Source organism: Bradyrhizobium algeriense (genome assembly GCF_003062295.1).
GTDB classification, from domain to species: Bacteria; Pseudomonadota; Alphaproteobacteria; order Rhizobiales; family Xanthobacteraceae; genus Bradyrhizobium; species Bradyrhizobium algeriense.
Genome location: NZ_PYCN01000011.1, coordinates 26,458 through 44,930, shown reverse-complemented (window position 1 = coordinate 44,930; position 18,473 = coordinate 26,458). Strand labels below are relative to the sequence as shown.

Annotated in this window: 14 protein-coding genes and 1 tRNA gene; 4 read left to right on the top strand and 11 right to left on the bottom strand. The window is 64.2% G+C overall.

Annotated elements, in window-relative coordinates; translation table 11 throughout:
* Positions 1-42: 42 nt before the first annotated feature.
* Both C7G61_RS21365 and C7G61_RS21360 read right to left on the bottom strand, forming a co-directional pair.
* Complete coding sequence (locus C7G61_RS21365) at positions 43-4,269, bottom strand: nSTAND1 domain-containing NTPase (protein WP_108518035.1); 4,227 nt, start codon at positions 4,267-4,269, stop codon at positions 43-45.
* A gap of 297 nt (positions 4,270-4,566) precedes the next feature.
* Positions 4,567-4,642, bottom strand: a tRNA-Trp gene (locus C7G61_RS21360).
* A 163-nt stretch (positions 4,643-4,805) separates the two neighbouring features.
* On the opposite strand from C7G61_RS21360, the gene C7G61_RS21355 reads away from it, so the two are divergent.
* Positions 4,806-6,029 carry a serine hydrolase domain-containing protein gene (locus tag C7G61_RS21355; RefSeq protein WP_108518032.1) on the top strand — a complete coding sequence of 408 codons (1,224 nt, stop codon included), beginning with the start codon at positions 4,806-4,808 and terminating at the stop codon, positions 6,027-6,029.
* 98 nt (positions 6,030-6,127) lie between these two features.
* Here the strand turns inward: C7G61_RS21355 and C7G61_RS21350 are convergent, their stop codons facing one another.
* Positions 6,128-6,895 carry an SDR family NAD(P)-dependent oxidoreductase gene (locus C7G61_RS21350; protein WP_108518030.1) on the bottom strand — a complete coding sequence of 256 codons (768 nt, stop codon included), beginning with the start codon at positions 6,893-6,895 and terminating at the stop codon, positions 6,128-6,130.
* 72 nt (positions 6,896-6,967) lie between these two features.
* Positions 6,968-7,675 (bottom strand): histidine phosphatase family protein, encoded by a 708-nt coding sequence (locus C7G61_RS21345; protein ID WP_108518028.1) that lies wholly within the window; start codon positions 7,673-7,675, stop codon positions 6,968-6,970.
* A gap of 139 nt (positions 7,676-7,814) precedes the next feature.
* Between C7G61_RS21345 and C7G61_RS21340 the strand changes: the two genes are divergently transcribed.
* On the top strand, positions 7,815-8,600 hold the full coding sequence (locus C7G61_RS21340) for an SDR family NAD(P)-dependent oxidoreductase (RefSeq protein ID WP_108518026.1): 786 nt from the start codon (positions 7,815-7,817) through the stop codon (positions 8,598-8,600).
* Between the two features lie 75 nt (positions 8,601-8,675).
* On the opposite strand, the gene C7G61_RS21335 is transcribed toward C7G61_RS21340, so the two are convergent.
* From C7G61_RS21335 to C7G61_RS21320, 4 genes are all read right to left on the bottom strand, one after another.
* Positions 8,676-9,032, bottom strand: a complete 357-nt coding sequence (locus C7G61_RS21335) for an NIPSNAP family protein (protein WP_108518024.1) — start codon at positions 9,030-9,032, stop codon at positions 8,676-8,678.
* 45 nt (positions 9,033-9,077) lie between these two features.
* Complete coding sequence (locus tag C7G61_RS21330; protein WP_108518022.1) at positions 9,078-9,989, bottom strand: DMT family transporter; 912 nt, start codon at positions 9,987-9,989, stop codon at positions 9,078-9,080.
* An 18-nt stretch (positions 9,990-10,007) separates the two neighbouring features.
* Complete coding sequence (locus C7G61_RS21325) at positions 10,008-11,066, bottom strand: phosphotransferase family protein (protein ID WP_108518020.1); 1,059 nt, start codon at positions 11,064-11,066, stop codon at positions 10,008-10,010.
* A gap of 162 nt (positions 11,067-11,228) precedes the next feature.
* Positions 11,229-12,461 (bottom strand): acyl-CoA dehydrogenase family protein, encoded by a 1,233-nt coding sequence (locus C7G61_RS21320; RefSeq protein ID WP_108518017.1) that lies wholly within the window; start codon positions 12,459-12,461, stop codon positions 11,229-11,231.
* Between the two features lie 176 nt (positions 12,462-12,637).
* Here C7G61_RS21320 and C7G61_RS21315 point away from each other — a divergent pair, with 176 nt between their 5' ends.
* Both C7G61_RS21315 and C7G61_RS21310 read left to right on the top strand, forming a co-directional pair.
* Positions 12,638-13,330: a TetR/AcrR family transcriptional regulator gene (locus C7G61_RS21315; RefSeq protein WP_108518014.1), complete on the top strand. Its 693-nt coding sequence runs from the start codon at positions 12,638-12,640 to the stop codon at positions 13,328-13,330.
* 100 nt (positions 13,331-13,430) lie between these two features.
* A complete protein-coding gene (locus tag C7G61_RS21310) occupies positions 13,431-13,757 on the top strand; it encodes a hypothetical protein (RefSeq protein ID WP_108518012.1) in 327 nt (108 codons plus the stop codon).
* Positions 13,758-13,769: 12 nt separating this feature from the next.
* Here the strand turns inward: C7G61_RS21310 and C7G61_RS21305 are convergent, their stop codons facing one another.
* From C7G61_RS21305 to C7G61_RS21295, 3 genes are all read right to left on the bottom strand, one after another.
* Positions 13,770-14,162 carry a RidA family protein gene (locus tag C7G61_RS21305; RefSeq protein ID WP_108518010.1) on the bottom strand — a complete coding sequence of 131 codons (393 nt, stop codon included), beginning with the start codon at positions 14,160-14,162 and terminating at the stop codon, positions 13,770-13,772.
* A 93-nt stretch (positions 14,163-14,255) separates the two neighbouring features.
* On the bottom strand, positions 14,256-15,482 hold the full coding sequence (locus tag C7G61_RS21300; protein WP_108518008.1) for a CaiB/BaiF CoA transferase family protein: 1,227 nt from the start codon (positions 15,480-15,482) through the stop codon (positions 14,256-14,258).
* A gap of 237 nt (positions 15,483-15,719) precedes the next feature.
* Positions 15,720-18,062, bottom strand: a complete 2,343-nt coding sequence (locus C7G61_RS21295; RefSeq protein ID WP_338026104.1) for an ABC transporter substrate-binding protein — start codon at positions 18,060-18,062, stop codon at positions 15,720-15,722.
* Between the last annotated feature and the right edge of the window lie 411 nt (positions 18,063-18,473).

Below are 18,473 nucleotides of genomic sequence, written 5' to 3'. Positions count from 1 at the left end.
GGACGTCGGACAGAAGAGAGCCGCCGGAGGAAGACGGCGGCTCTACTTCGTCACTAGGGCCCACATGGCGCGGCCGAGGCCGAGCCAATATTGCAGGGACAGAGGACCCACGCGTTTGCAGGGATCGGTGCCAGCAAACCCGGACGAAACCGGGTCCGCGGTGTCCACCGCCGCAAACGTCCGGGCGCCGCGCAGCTTCTCGGTGCAGACTCGGCGGATCAGCTCTTCGCGACGGATCATTGTCCCAAAGCTCACATCCCACATCCGGGTAGTTCCATCTCCGGACGCGGTGACGACGCGCGTCCCGTCGGGACTGAACTCTGCGCTGGCGACACCGTCGCTGTGCCCCTTTAGCTCGCGCAGCACGTCGCCGCTGGTCACATCCCATACCCGTGCCGTTCGGTCGTACGATGCGGTGACGATGCGTGCGCCGTCGGGACTGAACGCCGCGGCATAGAGTGTGTCGCTGTGACCCTTCAGCTCGCGCAGCATGTCGCCGCTGCCGGCATCCCACACGCGCGCGGCGCGGTCGTACCCTGCGGTCACGATGCGCGCCCCGTCGGGGCTGAAGGCGGCGCTCGTGACCTTGTCGTCATGGCCCTCGAGGGTGCGCAGTATCTTGCCGCTCATGGCGTCCCACACCCGCGCGGTCCGATCGTAGGACGCCGTGACGATCCGCCTCCCGTCGGGACTGAATGCGACGCTCATGACCTGATGGCTGTGGCCCTCGAGCTTATGCACCGTCTCGCCGACGGCCGCGTCCCACACCCGCACGGTCTTGTCTGCGGACGCGGTGGCGATGCGCGTTCCGTCAGGACTGAACGCGGCGCCGTGGACGACGCCGCCGTGTCCTGCCAGTTCGCGCAGGGTTTCGCCGTTGGCGGCGTCCCACACCCGCGCGGTGCTATCGTCGGAAGCGGTGACGACGCGCGCCCCGTCGAGGCTGAAGGCCGCCCCGGAAACCCCGTCACGATGGCCCTTGAGCTCATGCAAGAGCGCTCCATTGGCGGCGTCCCACACCCGCGCCGTTTTATCGGTCGATGCCGTGACGAGGCGCGCACCGTCGCGACTGAACGCCGCGCTCAGGACCCATTGGCGGTGGCCTGCGAACACCCGCAGCGGCTCGCCGCTGGTGGGGTCCCAGACCCGTGCGGTTCCATCGCCTGATGCCGTCACGATGCGCCTCCCGTCAGGGTCGAACGCGGCGGCGCGCACCCAGCTCCCATGGCCGGTGAGCTCGCGCAGCGTTTCGCCGTTGGCGGCGTCCCATATTCGGGCCGTTCCGTCTTCCGACGCCGTGAGGATGCGTCGGCCATCCGGGCTGAACACGGCGCTGTAAACCCTGCTGCGGTGGCCCGCAAGCTCGCCCAGCATCTCGCCCTTTGCCACATCCCACACGCGTGCCATGCCGTCGTCCGAGGCCGTGACAATGCGTGCACCGTCTGGACTGAACTCCGCGTCGAAAATTACGCTGCGGTAGCCTTTGAGCTCACCGAGTTTTTCGCAACTGGCGGCATCCCACACCCGCGCGCTTTGATCCCTCGACGCCGTAATGATACGCGCCCCGTCGGGGCTGAACGCGGCACGATACACCTCGTCAAGGTGGCCCTCGAGCCGGCACACCGACTCGCCGCTGGCAACGTCCCATACCAACGCAGTTTTGTCCTCAGATGCCGTGACGATGCGCCTCGCATCGGCGCTGAACGCCGCCGCGAACACCTTTCCTTCGTGACCCTTGAGCTTGCCTAGAATCTCGCGCCCGGCAGCATCCCAAATCTGCGCCGTGCCGTCTTCGGAGGCAGTGACAATGCGAGCGCCATCGGCGCTGAATGCCGCACTCAAAACATCGGCACCGCGATCCCTGAACTCGCCCAGTAGTTCGCCGCTGCCGGCGTCCCACATCCGAGCCGCCCCATCTTGCGACGTTGTGACGATGCGCTTGCCGTCGGGGCTGAACGTGGCGCCCCGCATTCCCCTACCGCGGCCTGTGAACGCGTGCAGCAATGGACTCATCTGCGCGGCGCCGGCAAGCTTAGCCTCGAGCCCGCTGATCTCTGGCGTCGACCAGCCGAGGGCCACTGGTAGATCGCCCGGAGCCGGCAACCCCTGCAGGGCGATCCGCATGGCCGCATCATAGTGCTGATCGATGATCGCCCGGTTCGCCAGGCTGGTCAGCACCCGCGCCTCGCGTTTGGCGGTCGCGCGCGCCTGGTAGAGTCCCGCTGCCAACGCCATGAGGCCAACGAGGAAAACGCCGGCCGTCGCCCAGCGCGCCCGTCGCTGCGCCCTTTCGCGCGCCGCCAGCTGTGCCTCGCGGTCGCGGCGCGCGGCCTGCTCGACCGCGCGGCACGCGGCCAGATATGCCCGCTCGGCCGGCTCCACGTGGAGGGCGAAATCTTCCCGGGCCGCCACGCGCTCGGCCTCCTCCAGTCGTCCGCCGGCATGGGCGACCCACTCCTGATTACGATCGTTCTCGACCCAGCCGCGCGCCGCGCGCTTGACGCCTTCGACCGCGGCGAGATCCTGGAAATCTTCTGCAAGCCAGATCTGCAGCAGGCCCCACTGGCGCAGGAGCGCCTCGTGCGCCGGCTCAACCGTCACCTCACCGGTATCCCTGGCGACGTCGGTCGCGAGCAGCCGCATCTCGATCAGGCAGTTGATCAATGATGATGCTACGGCCGGGATCTCGGAAAGCCGGGCGACCCGACGGCGCGGCGCGCCGGTATCGAGGTCGATATTGGCAAGCCACGGGATGAGGCCGAGCCGCAACAGCGCAAGCCGCGCGGCGCGCTCCTTGGGTACGGCCGGATCGGCGGCGGCGGCGCTGAGCGCGCGCTCGACGGCGGCTTCGATCGAGCCCCGGACCCTGCCGAGAGCGTCGTATTCCTTGAGCCTGAGATCGCCGTCGCCCCCGTGCTCGAGGTAGAGCCGCTCGAGCGTGAACGCGAGCAGCGGCAGCGCGTCCTTGCCGCCGCCGGCTTCGACATCGGCCAGCAGCGCGTCGACGAGCGGCTCCTCGATCGTGAGCGCGCGCGCCGTGCCCTCGAGGCGCCGCGCCGGCGCCTTGATGATCTCCGCGTAGGCCCCCTTCGGCATCGGCGCCAGACTGAAGGTGTCCTGGCGAATGCCTTCCAGCGGTTTTGCCAGCTGCAGGCGCTCGTAGGCATCCGAGCGGATGGTGAAGACGGCCACGACCGCGGGGGCGTCGACCGTTAGCAGGTCTCGCAACACCGCCAGAAAGGCCTGCGCCTCGCTGGCGCCCTCGGCCAAGAACAACTCTTCGCCCTGGTCGATCGGCACGACGAGAGCCGGCGGATGGCTTGCCACTTCGGCATCGCCGGGGAGCAGCATTCGGCAATGGGCCTGGAGAAGGTCCGCCAGCAGGGGCTTCAGAGTCTGCGCGCCACCGTCGAGCGACGCTCTGATTCTGGCGCGTGTGCAAGCAAGGCTGCGCGCGTTGAACGCCGCCTCGAGGCCAGCCACCAGTCCCGTCTCGCCGCTCAGCACGGCGCGCTGCGGACGCACCACCGGCGTCACCAGGAAGTGGCGGTCGTCCCGCGCGAGACGCGGGATCAGCCCGGCGCGCAGGAACGACGACTTGCCGGCGCCGGATGCCCCAAGGATCACCATGAGACGTGGCGGCGGCGCTTCGCGCAACCCGCGCAGCCGGTCCAGCGCTTCGACCATCGGACCGTCGCGGCCGAAAAAGATGCCAGCGTCCTCGGCTTCCAGCGGGCGCAATCCGCGGTACGGCGGGCGGTTGGGATCGTCGGGCGGCGGCCAGGCGAAGTACTTGGCGTCAAGGCCGGCCTTCTGCAGCCCAGCCTTGAGCCGCGCCAGGCCTTCGGCCGAAAAGGTGACATGCGCCTCGTCACCTGACTCCGGAAGCATGGCGCGCAGCATGACATGGTCGCGCCCGGACGCGAGCCGCACGAGCTGCCACGTGCCGGTCAAATCGGCAGGCAGCTCGCCGAGCGGAATATCCTCGACCAGGACGCCGAACAGGCGCTTGCCGAGGCGGTGGGCGAGATTAAGCTCCTTGAGGCACCAGCGCGAGGCAAGCCACGCCTTCGAGACGAGGAAGAGGACCACCTCGCACCGGCTTGCCGCTTGATTGAGCGCGCGCTCCCACCGCTCGCCCGCGACGATGCCGCGTTTGGGATCGAGATCGAGGAAAAGATCATCCCAACCCTCGCCGACCAGCCAATCGCGCAACGCAACCGCTTCCACGTTGTTCGCGCTCGAATGGCTCAAGAAAATGCGAGCCAAGGAAATCTTCCCCCTGTCACACCGGAACGCCTGCGCATTGTAACTGACGCTCGGGATAAGTGCAGCAGATTCGCCGCTGCAACCTCAAGTGCCGAACCAGCGGGCAAAAGCGAGGTTCAGGCCTTTCACGGATGGCGGCACCCAAGCCGGAAAGCTACGTCGGAGCTAAGCCCGTTGAGGAGAATGATCTCGTTCTCAAGCGTCTGAAGGCTCATCTGGCCTCCGGAGCCCATCCCAAAGTCGCCTCGGAACGATAGCAAGAGTCCGCTGGAAGTTTTTCTAAGTCATTGAAAAGACTGGCAGGAGTGGCAGGGCTCGAACCTGCGACCCCCGGTTTTGGAGACCGGTGCTCTACCAATTGAGCTACACTCCTGCAGGGAACCGGCGCATGCGCCGCTTCGCGCCGTTTCAAGCATAGGCCATGCCCCGATTGCAAGGGCGAAGCGATTGCCCCCACATCAAGAACTCTATCCAAGCCAGGGCTTCTGCGCCAAAGTTCGCGTCTGTCACAAACAACAAGCGCAACGGGAGACACCATGAACGCGCAGACCGCCGCCCGGCAGACGTCCGCCCCCCAGACCCCCGCCCTCCCCGATGCCAAGCCGGAAACGATCGGGCTCTCGAGCGTACGCCTGCAGTCTATGTCCGATGCCTTCCGGCGCGAGGTCGACAAGGGAACCCTGCCCGGCGCGACCGTGATGGTGGCGCGGCGCGGCCAAGTCGGCTGGTTCGATGCGATCGGCCGGCAGAGCCCGGCGGCGGCCACGCCGATGGCGCATGACAGCATCTTCCGCATCTTCTCGATGACCAAGCCGATCGTCTCCGTCGGCATCATGATGCTGGTCGAGGACGGCCACTTCGTCCTGGGTGACCCCGTCGCAAAATTCATTCCGGAGTTTGCCGAGCAGAAGGTTGGCGTCGAGAACAACGGCAAGCTCGAGCTGGTACCGGTGAAGCGGCAGATGACCGTGCAGGATCTGCTGCGGCACACCTCGGGCCTGACCTACGACCACACCGGCAACGGCCTGGTCCAGCAGCTCTACCAGCAGTCCCGGCTGCGCAGCCGCAAGATCACCAACGCCGAACACGCGACCATAATCGCCGGCATGCCGCTGATCTGCCAACCCGGCGCGGAATGGAATTACAGCCGCTCGACCGATGTGCTCGGCCGCATCATCGAGGTTGTTTCCGGCAAGTCGCTCGGCGCCTTCCTGACCGAACGCATCCTGGCGCCGCTGCAGATGACGGAGACCGCATTCCATACGCCGGAAGCGAATGCCGGCCGCCTCGCCGAACCGTTCCCGACCGATCCCTGGAATGGCGACAAGGTGCAGCTCTTCAACATGCTTGAGAAGCCTGCGATGGAATCCGGCGGCGGCGGGATGGTCTCGACCACCATGGACTATGCGCGCTTCTGCCAGATGCTGCTCAACGGCGGCGCGCTCGACGGCAACAGGATCATCGGCCGCAAGACGCTGGAGCTGATGGCCTCGGATCACCTCTCCCCCGGCGTGAAGGTCGACTCACCGCTGATGCCGCCCGGCCACGGTTTTGGCCTCGGCTTCGCGGTCCGCACTCACAGAGGGATAGCGCCGTTCCCGGGCTCGCTCGGCCAGTTCTTCTGGAGCGGCATGGCCGGCACGTTCTTCTTCATCGATCCCGCCGAGGACCTGTTCACGGTGTTCATGATGCAGGGCCCCGGCCAACGCGAATATATCCGCAACCTGCTGCGGGATCTGGTGTACGCCGCGGTGGACTGAGGCGCAGCGTCATTCCGGGGCAGCCCGTTAGGGCTGAACCCGGAATCTCGAGATTCCGGGTTCGCGCTGGCGCGCGCCCCGGAATGACAGGCCAATAGTCAACTGATCGTCGCCCCACCGTCGATCACGATGGTCTGGCCGGTCATGAAGTCGCCGGCCTTCGATCCCATCAGCACCGCGGCGCCCGCGATCTCGTCGGGCACGCCGATGCGGAGCAGCGGCGAACGCGCCGTCGATGCCTTCAGCGTCTCCGGATTGTCCCATAGCGCCTTGGCGAAATCGGTCTTGATCAGGCCGGGCGCGATGCAGTTCACGCGAATATTGTGCTTGCCGTATTCGCAGGCGAGGTTGCGCGCGAGCTGCATGTCGGCCGCCTTCGAGATCGCGTAGGCGCCGAGCACGGTCGAGCCCTTCAGGCCGCCGATCGAGGACACGATCACGATCGAGCCGTCCTTGCGCTCGATCATCTGCGGCACGACCATATTGATCAGCCAGTTGTTGGCGACAATGTTATTGTCGAGGATTTTTCGGAACTGGTCATCGGAAATGCCGCCGAGCGGACCGTAATAGGGATTGGATGCGGCGTTGCAGACCAGCACGTCGATCTTGCCGAAGGCGCGGTTGGATTCATCGACCAGGTTCTGCAAATTTTCCTTGCTGGAAATGTTCGCGGCGATCGCAACCGCCGTCCCCTTGCCGAACTTTTCGTTGACCTCCTTGGTGACCTGGTCGCAGACGTCCTGCTTGCGCGAGGAGATCACGACCTTGGCGCCGTGTTCGGCCATGCGCTCGGCAATGGCGCGGCCGATGCCGCGCGTGGAGCCGGTGATGACGGCGACTTTTCCCGACATATCGAACAAGGTCATGTTTCTCTCCCAGATGTGAGGTCTTGTATTCTGTGTTGAGCTAAGCAGCGTTCGGACGCGGCGACAACTGCATCACGCGAGCTTGGTTGCCGGCTTGACCTCGGGCCCGGCCGGCTGATGCATCGCAGCGTGGCGCGGGTCGGCGATCCAGGGCTGCTGGTTCACCATCGGCAGCCGCCAGATCGATATGCCGGGGCTTGCGATATGATCGAGCCGCGTCACCGAGACATTATCGATGTCGAAGGAAAGCCCCCGCTCCGGCTGGCCGCCGAGCGCGAGACCGACCGCGGCCCTGATCACGCCGCCATGACCGACGGCGATCACGTCCTTGCCGGCTTCCGCGGCATTGATCCGCACGATCGTGCGGCAGACGCGGGTATAGAGGTCCATGAAACTTTCACCGCCAGGCGCGGGCTCGTTGATATCGGCAAACCAGCTGCTGCCGACCGGTTGGCTGGCGAGAAACGCGGCGCGGTTCATGCCCTGCCATTGCCCGAGATGCTGTTCGGCGAACGACGCTTCCTTCGTCATGGCAGCAGGCTTTGGAAAGCCCGCGGCCCAGATCGCCTCCGCGGTCTGATGCGTGCGCTGCAGATTGCTTGCGTACCACACCGCGTTGCGCGGCAGGATCTTTGCGACCGCCTCAAACACTTCGGTGTCGCCGGTGTCGCAGGCGATGTCTTCCTGTCCGTAGATGTTGCCGCCATCGCTGCGCACCGGCGCGTGACGCACCCACCACCAGCGTGTCGCGACAACTTTCGGCCTGTCTGCATTGGACATCGCCAAAGCCCTTCAATACTGTTTGTTGTCGCTGTACGTCAGAGCACGCATCGTCTCAAGTGACTTTGACGTTTGAAATCTTGTTTGAATTCCGCAAGGCGGCAGACGCCGACACGCATAATACCACAGGGAGAAACTCATGGGCCGCCTCGAAGGCAAATCCGTCGTCATCACAGGTGCTGGAAGCGGCATCGGGCGCGCCGCGTCGGTGCTGTTCTCCAGGGAAGGCGCGAAGCTCGTCATCGTCGACCGCACCGAGGGCGTGAAGGAAACCGCGAAACTCGTCAGCGATGCCGGCGGCATCGTCGAAGCCGTGATGGCGGATGCGGGTTCCGAAAGCGACGTGAAGGCCTTTATCGACAAGGCCGTCGCGAAATACGGCAGGCTCGATGCGATCTGGGCCAATGCCGGCGTCAGCGGCGGGCTGGTGCCGCTCGCCGAGCAGACCGTCGACCATTGGCAGGAAGTCTTGCGCGTCAATCTGATCGGGCCGTTCCTGGCGATCAAGCATTCGATACCGCACATGATCAAGCAGAAGTCCGGCTCGATCGTCTGCACCGCCTCCGTCGCGGGCCTCAAGGCCGGCGCCAGCGGTCATCCTTACGGCGCGAGCAAGGCCGGCGTCATCAGCCTGGTGCAGACCACGGCCTACTCGCTGTCCGGCACCGGCGTGCGCATCAACGCGGTATGCCCGGGCCTGATCGAAACCGGCATGACCAAGCCGGTGTTCGACCGCGCCAAGGAGCGCGGCACCCAGGACAAGATCGGCCAGCTCAATCCGCTGAAGCGCCCGGGCCAGCCGCACGAACTCGCGGCGATGGGACTGTTCCTCGCCAGCGATGACGCCTCCTACGTCAACGGCCAGGCGATCCCGGTCGACGGCGGCCTCACCGCATCGATGCCGTATACGGGAAAGCCGATTTAGCCGCGACTTCGTCCTCGGACGCGGCGCAGCGCGACGCTCTATGCCGCATCGCGTTCGGGGCACAAGACTGATTTTCTATGCGGAGATCGCAAGGAGGCTCCTGCCTTTCGCCGGCGAATAATCTGTTGGCACCAGCAAGCGGTCCTCGATCTGGCCGACCATCAAGCCGTGTTCCGCATGCGTCACGCGCTTGATGTCGGACCATTCGGTATCGGCCATGAAGGCCGACCATGCAGCAGTCTTGGTTGCCTCGTCGGGCCATTCCAGCAGATAGGCGAACTCGGTCCTGTCGCCGAATTTGGTTTCCCACATCGCGACGATCCGGAAACCGTACTGGGTTTGCATGATGCGCGCGGCGTGATCGCGAAAGCGGGCGTGGAACGCGGCCTTGTTGTTCTCGAATATTTCGTAGATGCGCAGTTGCTGAATCATGGCCATCTCCAATCAGCTTCGGAGATATGGGCGCCCGCGACGCGATCACAACCCGTCGGGCGGAAAGCCGGAGGATTCCGCCGCCAGCGTGCGGTGACGGATGCGCTCGCGGTAGAAGGCGTAGAGGCCGGACAGCACGATAATGGATGCGCCCAGCACCATCATCGCGTCGGGCACGTCGCCGAACACGAGATAGCCGAGCAGCATCGCCCACAGCAGCGCGGAATAGCGGAACGGCGCCACCGCCGAGATGTCGCCGGAGCGCAACGCCGTGATGATGCATTGGTAGCCGATCAGGAGCAGCACGGCGGCCAGCGCCTGCAGGCCAAGCGCGCCTATCGATGGCGGCGTCCAGCCGCCGAGCGGAACCAGGATGGCGCCGCCGGCGGTCGTCACCGTCACCGTGGTGAGCAACGTAATGAACAGCGACGGGATCTTTGCCGGGATCCGCCGGGTTGCGAGATCGCGCAGCGCGCAGAACGCGACCGACACCAGCGCGAACAGCGAATACTGGCTGAAGCCCGCAAGCCCGGGCCGCACGATGATGAGCACGCCGATGAAGCCCGCCACGATCGCCGACCAGCGCCGCCAGCCGACCGGCTCGCCGAATATCACGGCGGCGCCGAGCGTGATCGCCAGCGGCAAGGCCTGGAAGATTGCCGACGTATTGGCAAGCGGCAAATGCGCGAGCGCCGCCATGAACGAGATCGTGCCGCCGATTTCGCCGAACACCCGAAGCGCCACCGGCTTGAGCATCAGCGTGCGCAGCGGACGCAGCGCGCCCTGATGCCACGCGAACGCCGCGACCAGCCCAATCGCAAACAGCCCGCGCACCAGCATCACCTGGCCGAAGTTCATCTCGGACGACACCGCCTTGGTGATGGAGTCGTTCATGGTGAACGCCGCCATGGATACCGCCATGAGCAGGCTGCCGCGAATATTCGGAGAGAGTGCCAAGTAAACTAACGACGCGGCTTAGGTCGCGCCGGCCTTCTGCGCGTATTCCCAGGAAGCCTTCGACAGCGGCACGGTGCGCGCCGCGGACTCAAGCGCCTTGGCGTTGGCCGCGGTGCCGTCGCGAACGCGTCCCGCAATGCCCTGCGTGATGCCGGCCAGGCGGAACAAATTATAGGCGAAATACCAGTTCAGGTCCGGCACGGCGCTGCCGGTGACGTTGCAATAGATCTGCGCGGCCTCTTCCAGGCTTGGAATGTTCAGCGCCTTGAGATCGGCATTGGCGAGACCCGGCATGGTCCACTGCATCAACAGATAGGTGAAGTCGGCCATGGGATCGCCAAGCGTCGACAGTTCCCAATCCAGCACCGCCTGCACGCGCGGTTCCGTAGCGTGGAAAATCATGTTGTCGAGACGGTAGTCGCCGTGGACGATCGAGGCGCGCGCCTGCTCCGGTACGGTTTTCGGCAGCCACTCGGCAAGTTTCTCGAATTCCGGAATGTGCTGCGTTTCGGAGGCGCGGTACTGCTTGGTCCAGCGATCGACCTGGCGCGCGAAATAATTGCCGGGCTTGCCGAAATCGCCGAGCCCGATTTGCTCGGGATTGAAGACGTGAAGCTTGGCCAGCGTCTCGATCTTGCTGGTGAAGATCTTGCGCCTGTTGTCCGGCGTCTGGCCCGGCAGCGTCGGGTCCCAGAACACCCGGCCCTCTTCCATCGACATGATGTAGAAGGCCGCGCCGATCACGGCGTCATCGGTGCACAGCGCATAGGCTTTCGCGACCGGAAAGCCCTGCTTGCCGAGCGCGGCGATGACGCGGAACTCGCGATCGACCGCATGCGCCGACGGCAGCAGTTTGCCGAACGGTTTTCGGCGCATCACATAGGATCGGCCGGGTGTTTCGAGCTTGTAGGTCGGGTTGGACTGGCCGCCCTTGAACTGCAGGACGCTCAGCGGACCCTGATAACCTTCGACATGCTCGCGCATCCAGCCATCGAGGTTCGCCTCGTTGATGCGATGACGCTCCTCGACTTCCTTGGTGCCCGAGAACTCTTCGTCTTTCCTGACGCCGTCCGCCACGATGACGCTCCCTTAAGTTTCTTATCCGTCGTTCCGGGATGGTCCGAAGGACCAGACCCGGAACCTCGAGATTCCCCGATGTGCGACCGCACATCTGAGGTTCGCGCTTCGCGCGCCCCGGAATGACGGTTGAGAGAGCGCTGCGTTCGCCCCCTCTATTAGTTAGTGCGTAGCGTTTGCATACTTCCGAAGTTCAAGTCTCGCAATGGCGCGATTGTGCACCTCGTCCGGACCATCCGCCAGGCGGAGCGTGCGGATGTGCGCATAATCCCGCGCCAGGCCGGCCTCGTCGGAGACACCTCCGCCGCCATAGGCCTGGATGGCATTGTCGATGATCTTCAGTGCCATGTTGGGGGCCGTGACCTTGATCATCGCGATCTCGGCCTGCGCAGTCTTGTTGCCAACCTTGTCCATCATGTCGGCGGCCTTGAGGCAGAGCAGACGATTCATCTCGATATCGGCGCGCGCTTCGCCGATGCGCTGTTCCCACACCGAGTGCTCGATGATCTTCTTGCCGAACGCGGTGCGCGAGGCCAGCCGCTTCACCATCTTCTCCAGCGCCTCCTCGGCCTTGCCGATGGTGCGCATGCAGTGATGGATGCGGCCCGGGCCGAGGCGGCCCTGCGCGATCTCGAAGCCGCGGCCTTCGCCGAGCAGGATGTTTTCCCTCGGCACGCGAACGTTTTCCAGCAGTACCTGGGCGTGACCGTGCGGCGCGTCGTCAAAGCCGAACACCGGCAGCATCTTCTCGACCTTGATGCCGGGGGTATCGAGCGGCACCAGGATCTGCGACTGCTGCTGGTGCTTCGCCGCCTTCGGATCGGTCTTGCCCATCAGGATCGCGATCTTGCAACGGGGATCGCCGACACCCGACGACCACCATTTGCGGCCGTTGATGACGTAGTGGTCGCCATCCTTTTCGATGCGCGTCTCGATGTTGGTGGCGTCCGACGACGCCACGGCCGGCTCGGTCATCAGGAAGGCGGAGCGGATTTCGCCGTCCATCAGCGGCCGCAGCCACTTCCGCTTCTGCTCCTTGGTACCGTAGCGGATGAACACTTCCATGTTGCCGGTATCAGGGGCGGAGCAGTTGAAGACCTCCGAGGCCCAGGAGATGTGGCCCATCTCTTCCGACAGCAGCGCATATTCGAGGTTGGTCAATCCCGCACCGCGGAATTCGTCGTCCTCATGCGCGTTCGGCGGCATGAACATGTTCCAGAGGCCTTCGGCTTTCGCCTTTTTCTTCAGTTCCTCGAGGATCGGGATCACCTTCCAGCGCGGGCCTTCCGCATCCTGCTTATCGTAGATCGGCACCGCGGGGCGGACATGCGTCTTCATGAACGCCTGCACGCGGTTCAGCCATTCCTTTTGCTTTTCGGACATATCGAAGTTCATGGGACGCTCCTCGGCTGTGGGCTTTCTGAATTCGTTGGGCCGCACTGTCCGCCCGCCTCCCATTCGCCGCAAGGTATTTTGCGCTTCGCATGAGGCGACGGATTGACATTTCCCGCCCTTCAAACGATAGTTTCATACAACTGTTTGAATTGCAACTCCCCACATGGGGGTCAGATATGTCGAGCGATCGGACCAGGTCTGCCATCCTTGCCGCCGCCGAACGGCTTTACGCCGATCGCGGTTTCGGCGACGTGACGCTGCGCGACATCGTCGCCGAAGCGAACGTCAATCTCGCCGCGGTGAATTATCACTTCGGCTCCAAGGACGAATTGATCGCGGAACTGTTCGTCACGCGCAGCCTCGCCACCAACCGCGAGCGGCTCAACGAGTTGAAGCTTGCAGAGGAAAAGGGCGGCGGCCGCGCGCCGATCGACGCCATTTTGCACGCGCTGGTGAGCCCTACCCTGCGCGGCTGCCTCGGCCCCGACCGCGAAGGCTCGACGGCCGCGCGCTTCATGATCCGCGCCTCGATTGAATCGGTACCGCCGATCCGCCGCATCAAGAACCGCGAAGTCGATCACTTGCGGAAGTTCATCGCAGCGATGCGCCGCGCGATGCCCGGCCGCGACGACGCCGATCTCTATTGGGGCCTGCATTTCGCGCTGGCGATGTCGCATCACACCATCCGGGAAAAGGAGCGGCTGACGAAATTGTCGGAAGGGCAATGTGACCTCAACGACGTGGACGCCATCGTCGATCGCGTGGTCTCGGTCTCGGTGATGGCGCTGACGGGCGGCGAGGCGCCGGCGAAGAAGGCGCCTGCCCGGCCGGCGGTGCCAAATGGAAGGCTGACACGGCAGGACTTGTGAGCCTGGATGAGCCAACGCGTGACGACGGCTGAAGTCATCTCAACTCCCGGAACGGTCAGGCTGGCTCCGCGGTTATAGCACGCCAGGGAAGGAGCTGATCATGCCAAGCCAGCCGACCATCGCGCGCATCTGGCGCGGCCGGACGCGGCCCGACGTCGCGGACAGTTACGAAGCCTATCTGAAGACGGATGGAATCCCGCCGCTGGAGAAAACCGCTCTCGGCGTCCAGCTATTCCGCGAGGATCGCGCACACGAGAGCTGGTTCACGACCATCTCCTATTGGCCGGACCTCGACTCGATGACCGCCTTCACCAAGGGCGAGCCGACCAAGGTTCACCATCTCGACCGCGATCCCGAGTTCCTGATCGAACTCCCGGAGTTCATCCAGATCCACCGAATCGTGATCGACCGTCAGGGGCTACGCTGAATTGGAGCGCGCCTACATCACCGCGACGCAATCGATTTCGATATCGAACGGGGCGAACCATTCGGGAACGCAAACGAAGATGCGCGCCGGAGGATCTTCCGGAAAATAGCGCGCGTAGATCGCGTTGACGGCGGCGAAGTGCCCGACCGAGGTGCAGTAGACGTTGCACTTCATCACGTTGCGCAGCGATGTGCCCGCGGTCTCCAGGCATAGCTTCAATTGCTCAAGGACGAGCTCGGTCTGACGCTCGATCGGGCCGGCGAAGAGTTCGCCGGTATCGGGATCGAACGGCGGCAGGCCCGAAACAAACACCATGCCGCCGCCGCGCGTCACCGTCGAGACCGGTGCGCTCCGCTTCGCAAGCCAGGACGACATCGGCTCGACGCGAATGACTTCCCGCTTCATCGTTGCACCTCTCGAACGGACTGATCGAGGGTACAGACTAGCGCCATCTGGCGCCGGCATGCTTCGATAAAGATGGAAGTGTCAATGTCGAGATCAGACGATCTTCTGCGCCTTCAACGCTTCCACCTTCGCGTCGTCGTAGCCGATCGTCGCCAGCACATCCCTGGTGTCCGCGCCGAGCAACGGCGGGGCGCGATATTCCTTTACCGGGGTGCCGGAGAAGGTGATGGCATTGCGGATCAGCGACAGGTCGTGCTGCAAGGGGTGGTCGACCTTGACCTGCATGCCGCGCGATTTGACATGTGGATCGGCAAACACCTGCGAGAAATCGTTGATTGGGCCTGAGGGCACGCCGGCCTTCTCCAGCTCGTCCAGCCAGTAGGCCACCGGCTTCTTCAGGAACAGTCCGGCGAAGATCGCCATGATCTCCTTGCCGTGAACGACGCGGTCGTTGTTCTTGAGGAAGCGCGGATCGGTCGCGAGCTCGGGCGCACCGAGGACGCCGCAGGTGCGCTGGAACTGGCCGTCATTGCCGACCACCAGCATCAGCTCGCCATCGGTGCAGCGGAACACGCCGGCCGGCATGCCGCCATTGCCCCAGGTGCCGCGTCGCGGCGGGGTCTGGCCGTTGACCAGAAAGATCTGCGCGTAATGCGACAGCGAGGCGATTACGGTGTCGAACAGGCAGACATCGACATGCTGCCCCTCCCCGCCATTGGCCTTGCGGTGATAGAGCGCGGACAGGATGCCGATCGATGAGTTCATGCCGGTCATGTAGTCGACGATAGAAGGGCCGACCTTCATCGGTCCCGCACCCGGCTCGCCGTCGAGATGGCCGGTGACGCTCATCAGCCCACCCATCGCCTGCAGGATCGCGTCGTAGCCGGCGCGCGGCGCGTAAGGCCCGGTCTGGCCAAAGCCGGTCACCGAACAATAGATGATGCCGGGGTTGATCGCCTTGATCGATTCGTAATCCAGCCGGTAGCGCTTGAGATCGCCGACCTTGTAGTTCTCCATCATCACGTCGCAGGTTTTGGCGAGCTCGCGGACGATGTCCTGCCCTTCCGCCGTCGCGATATTGACCGTGACGGATTTCTTGTTGCGGTTGGCACAGAGGTAGAACGAGTTGTTGTTGTTCGCCTTGCCCTCGGGATCACTGAGGTAAGGCGGGCCGAAGGCGCGGGCGTCATCGCCGCCGCCGGGGCGTTCGATCTTGATCACCTCGGCGCCGAGATCGGCCAGCATCTGCGCCGACAACGGGCCTGCAAGCACCCGCGTCAGGTCGAGAATTTTGATGCCCGAAAGTGGCAGAGCCGACATGAACTTCCTCCGAATTTTTGGCGTGGTGGCGCGGGAACGTGTCCAGGCGCTGCGAAGCCAAGCCGATACACTATTTTATGTGACTGAGCCCTGCATTACCGGCATGACGCCATCCGTTCGGCGCCCGCTCTTGCGCGCTGGCGGCCGGCCCCCAAAAGCACGACGGCCCGCCGAAGCGGGCCGTCTTGTCGTCAAACCGTGTTACCGGCTGGTCCGATTACCTGCTGGCGCCGGCCTTTACCTGCTGGCGCCGGCCTTGGCGCGGCTGGCCCGCCATTCCAGGAACTCGCGATACAGGGGATCGCGGTCCTGCGGGGCAAGGGCTGCTGCGGCCGGTGCAGCAAACGGAGCCGGCGGCGGCGCCACGGCGCCTGATGCCGCCGACACGGCCGCGTTCGCGGGCAGTGGCATGTTGCGGTCGAGCCATTCCTGCGCCGCTTTGAAGCGGGTCCAGCCGGACACCGTCGCGCGTGGCGCCATTTCCTTCCACTTCGGATGGAACGGCGGACGCTGCAACTGGCCGACCTTGTCGAACATGGTGTCCACCAAAAGCGCCAGACGGCGGTAGCGGTCGCTGTTCGGCGCCCAGTTATACGACGCCAGCACCGCTTCAGCCGCAATCGTCTCCACCGAGCCGCCATCCGCCACCAGGTTCGGGTAGTCCGCCGACGACAACTTGGACGGCAGATACTCCTCCTGCAGCGGCTTGGCATAGTCGACCGGCACCAGATGCAGGTTGCGGTCGTTGATCTGGTTCAGCCATTGCAGCGGCTTGCCTTCGATCGCCACGATGGCGTCGACCTCGCCCTTGCGCAGCATGTCCACCGCCAGCCGCGGCTCCTGATAGATCAGATGCGGCCGGATCCCGAGCCGGTCGAACACGTTGATCGCCGTCACGAAGGTCGAGCTGTCGGGCAAATCGACCACCACGGTCTTGCCGTCGAGATCCCGCATGTTGGTGATCGACCTCGGCGCCAGCACGTGCATTTCCTCGTTGAACATCTTGGCGACGTAGACGAACTGGTTGCGGATGTCCTTGGCGAAGTCCTTGCGATCGAGATAGGACAGCGTGTCCTTGCGGACGATGCCGGCGTCGACGCCGCGCAGCAGCAGGATGTCCGACACCGCCTGCACCGATCCACGGCCCATCACCGGCAGGATCCGCAGCGCCGTGCCGTTGTCGAGCACGGAGGCGAGATCGGCGCCCACCTGGGCGTAGGTAGAGCCGAACGAACCGGTCATCAGGCTCACCGTGTTGGCGTTGAGCTGGTTCGCCAGATCGCGCTTGGTGGCGGTGCCGTACTTGAAGATGGTCTTGAAGGAATCGCTGACGGCGCCCGCATCGACGCCGCTTCGCACCGGGCCGAAGTGCTGCCACTGGCCGTTGGTGAAGCGCATCATCCGCATCTGCTCGATTGGCGCGTGGTCGGACGGGCTGGTGTCGATCTTGATGCCCTGCACCATCATGGGAAGCTGGATACCCTTGAGCAAGCGGGCCTGCTTCATGATGTTTTCGCGCGACAGGTCGTCGCCGCAGTTCTTCAGGACCTCGACCGTCAACTTGCCGACCAGATAGCCGAGGACGGCCTGGCCGTTGGTCTTGCTCACGCTCGGGAGATAGCGCTGCATGAAGGCGCTCCATTCGCGGAACACCGCCTCGCCGGCCGCCGCCGCGTCTTCGCCCTCAAGCCTGTATGCAGCCGACAGCAGGCCTTCCGCATTTTGCGGGCCCGCCGGCTGAATCACGGCCGAGTACGAATTGGAGATCGAGGCGGCGAACTGTAGCGGCCTCCAACCGAGTTCGGCGGTTCGCTTGATCGCCATGATCGCGAATTTCGGCGTGGTGAACTCGATGAGGACGTCGGCGCCGGAGGCCTTGAGCTTGGCCATCTGGGCGTCGATGGTGGTGTCGGTCACCTTGTACGGCGCCTCGGCCACGATTGCCATCTTGCCACCCAGGCCGTCCTTCAGGCCCTTCAGATATTCCTTGCCCATCCCATCCTCCTGATAGAGGACGGCGATCCTGCTGCGGGGATGGTTCTCCAGCAGATACTGCGCAAAAATTTGCGCTTCAGCCGTGTAGGTCGGCAAGAAGCCGATGGTCCAGGGAAACTCTTGCGGCTGGTCCCAGGCCGCCGCGCCCGACAACGCAAAAAGTTGCGGGACCTTTTTTGAGTTCAAATAGGGCTGGATCGCGGCGTTCGTATTGGTGCCGATGGTCCCCAAGGCGAGGAGAACGTTGTCTTCCTCGACCAGCTTGCGGGTCATCGCCATGGTCTTGGTCGGTTCGTAGGCGTCGTCATAGGTGATCATATTGACCTTGCGGCCGTTGATCCCGCCTTCGGCGTTGACCTTGTCCAGATAGGCCGTGATGGTCTTGGCGATAACGCCATAGGCGGAGGCCGGACCGGTATAGGGCGCGGTGTTGCCAATCCGGATCTCCCTGTCGCCCGGGGGCGGCAGCGCCTGGCCGAAAGCCGGCCCCGCCATCGCGGCAAGCACTACCACTGCCGCCGCGGCGCTGCGCCGAGGCGCGGTGAAAAGCCCGCGCAGACCGTCACGGGCCCCAGACCCGGACAATTGTGCCACCCAAAGAGTATCGATCAAAGCCCGCATCTGCCTGCGCCCCCTAAAGCAATATACCTGCGATTTTCCCAGCAGCGAGAAGGATAACGTTTCAGCCCTACTCGCTGACATTGTGTCTCAATCGGATTGATTTTGTGTCAAGGCCAGTCGTTTACCAGAGCGCGGTTAGTCGATTGTGTGTTCTACCGCGACAATGCAGCACATTAGCGTTACCGAATCGGGATTCGGTTGCATCAGCGAATATCGATTCTTCTTACGGTTGCAAGCACAGCCTGCGGTCGATTTTGAAGGCCGACCGAGGATACCGACCGAAACACGAGACACGTTGCGCCGCCCCTTCATCCCAAAAACACGACGGCCCGCCGAAGCGGACCGCCCTTATCGTCAAATCGCGTTATCGTCAAA

What these genes read in the sequence shown, in the direction of transcription:
- C7G61_RS21350 (WP_108518030.1), bottom strand. Translation starts at nt 6,895, where the DNA reads ATGACCTTGTTCGATATGTCGGGAAAAGTCGCCGTCATCACCGGCTCC.
- C7G61_RS21355 (WP_108518032.1), top strand. Translation starts at nt 4,806, where the DNA reads ATGAACGCGCAGACCGCCGCCCGGCAGACGTCCGCCCCCCAGACCCCC.
- C7G61_RS21340 (WP_108518026.1), top strand. Translation starts at nt 7,815, where the DNA reads ATGGGCCGCCTCGAAGGCAAATCCGTCGTCATCACAGGTGCTGGAAGC.
- C7G61_RS21345 (WP_108518028.1), bottom strand. Translation starts at nt 7,675, where the DNA reads ATGTCCAATGCAGACAGGCCGAAAGTTGTCGCGACACGCTGGTGGTGG.
- C7G61_RS21310 (WP_108518012.1), top strand. Translation starts at nt 13,431, where the DNA reads ATGCCAAGCCAGCCGACCATCGCGCGCATCTGGCGCGGCCGGACGCGG.
- C7G61_RS21320 (WP_108518017.1), bottom strand. Translation starts at nt 12,461, where the DNA reads ATGAACTTCGATATGTCCGAAAAGCAAAAGGAATGGCTGAACCGCGTG.
- C7G61_RS21300 (WP_108518008.1), bottom strand. Translation starts at nt 15,482, where the DNA reads ATGTCGGCTCTGCCACTTTCGGGCATCAAAATTCTCGACCTGACGCGG.
- C7G61_RS21305 (WP_108518010.1), bottom strand. Translation starts at nt 14,162, where the DNA reads ATGAAGCGGGAAGTCATTCGCGTCGAGCCGATGTCGTCCTGGCTTGCG.
- C7G61_RS21315 (WP_108518014.1), top strand. Translation starts at nt 12,638, where the DNA reads ATGTCGAGCGATCGGACCAGGTCTGCCATCCTTGCCGCCGCCGAACGG.
- C7G61_RS21335 (WP_108518024.1), bottom strand. Translation starts at nt 9,032, where the DNA reads ATGATTCAGCAACTGCGCATCTACGAAATATTCGAGAACAACAAGGCC.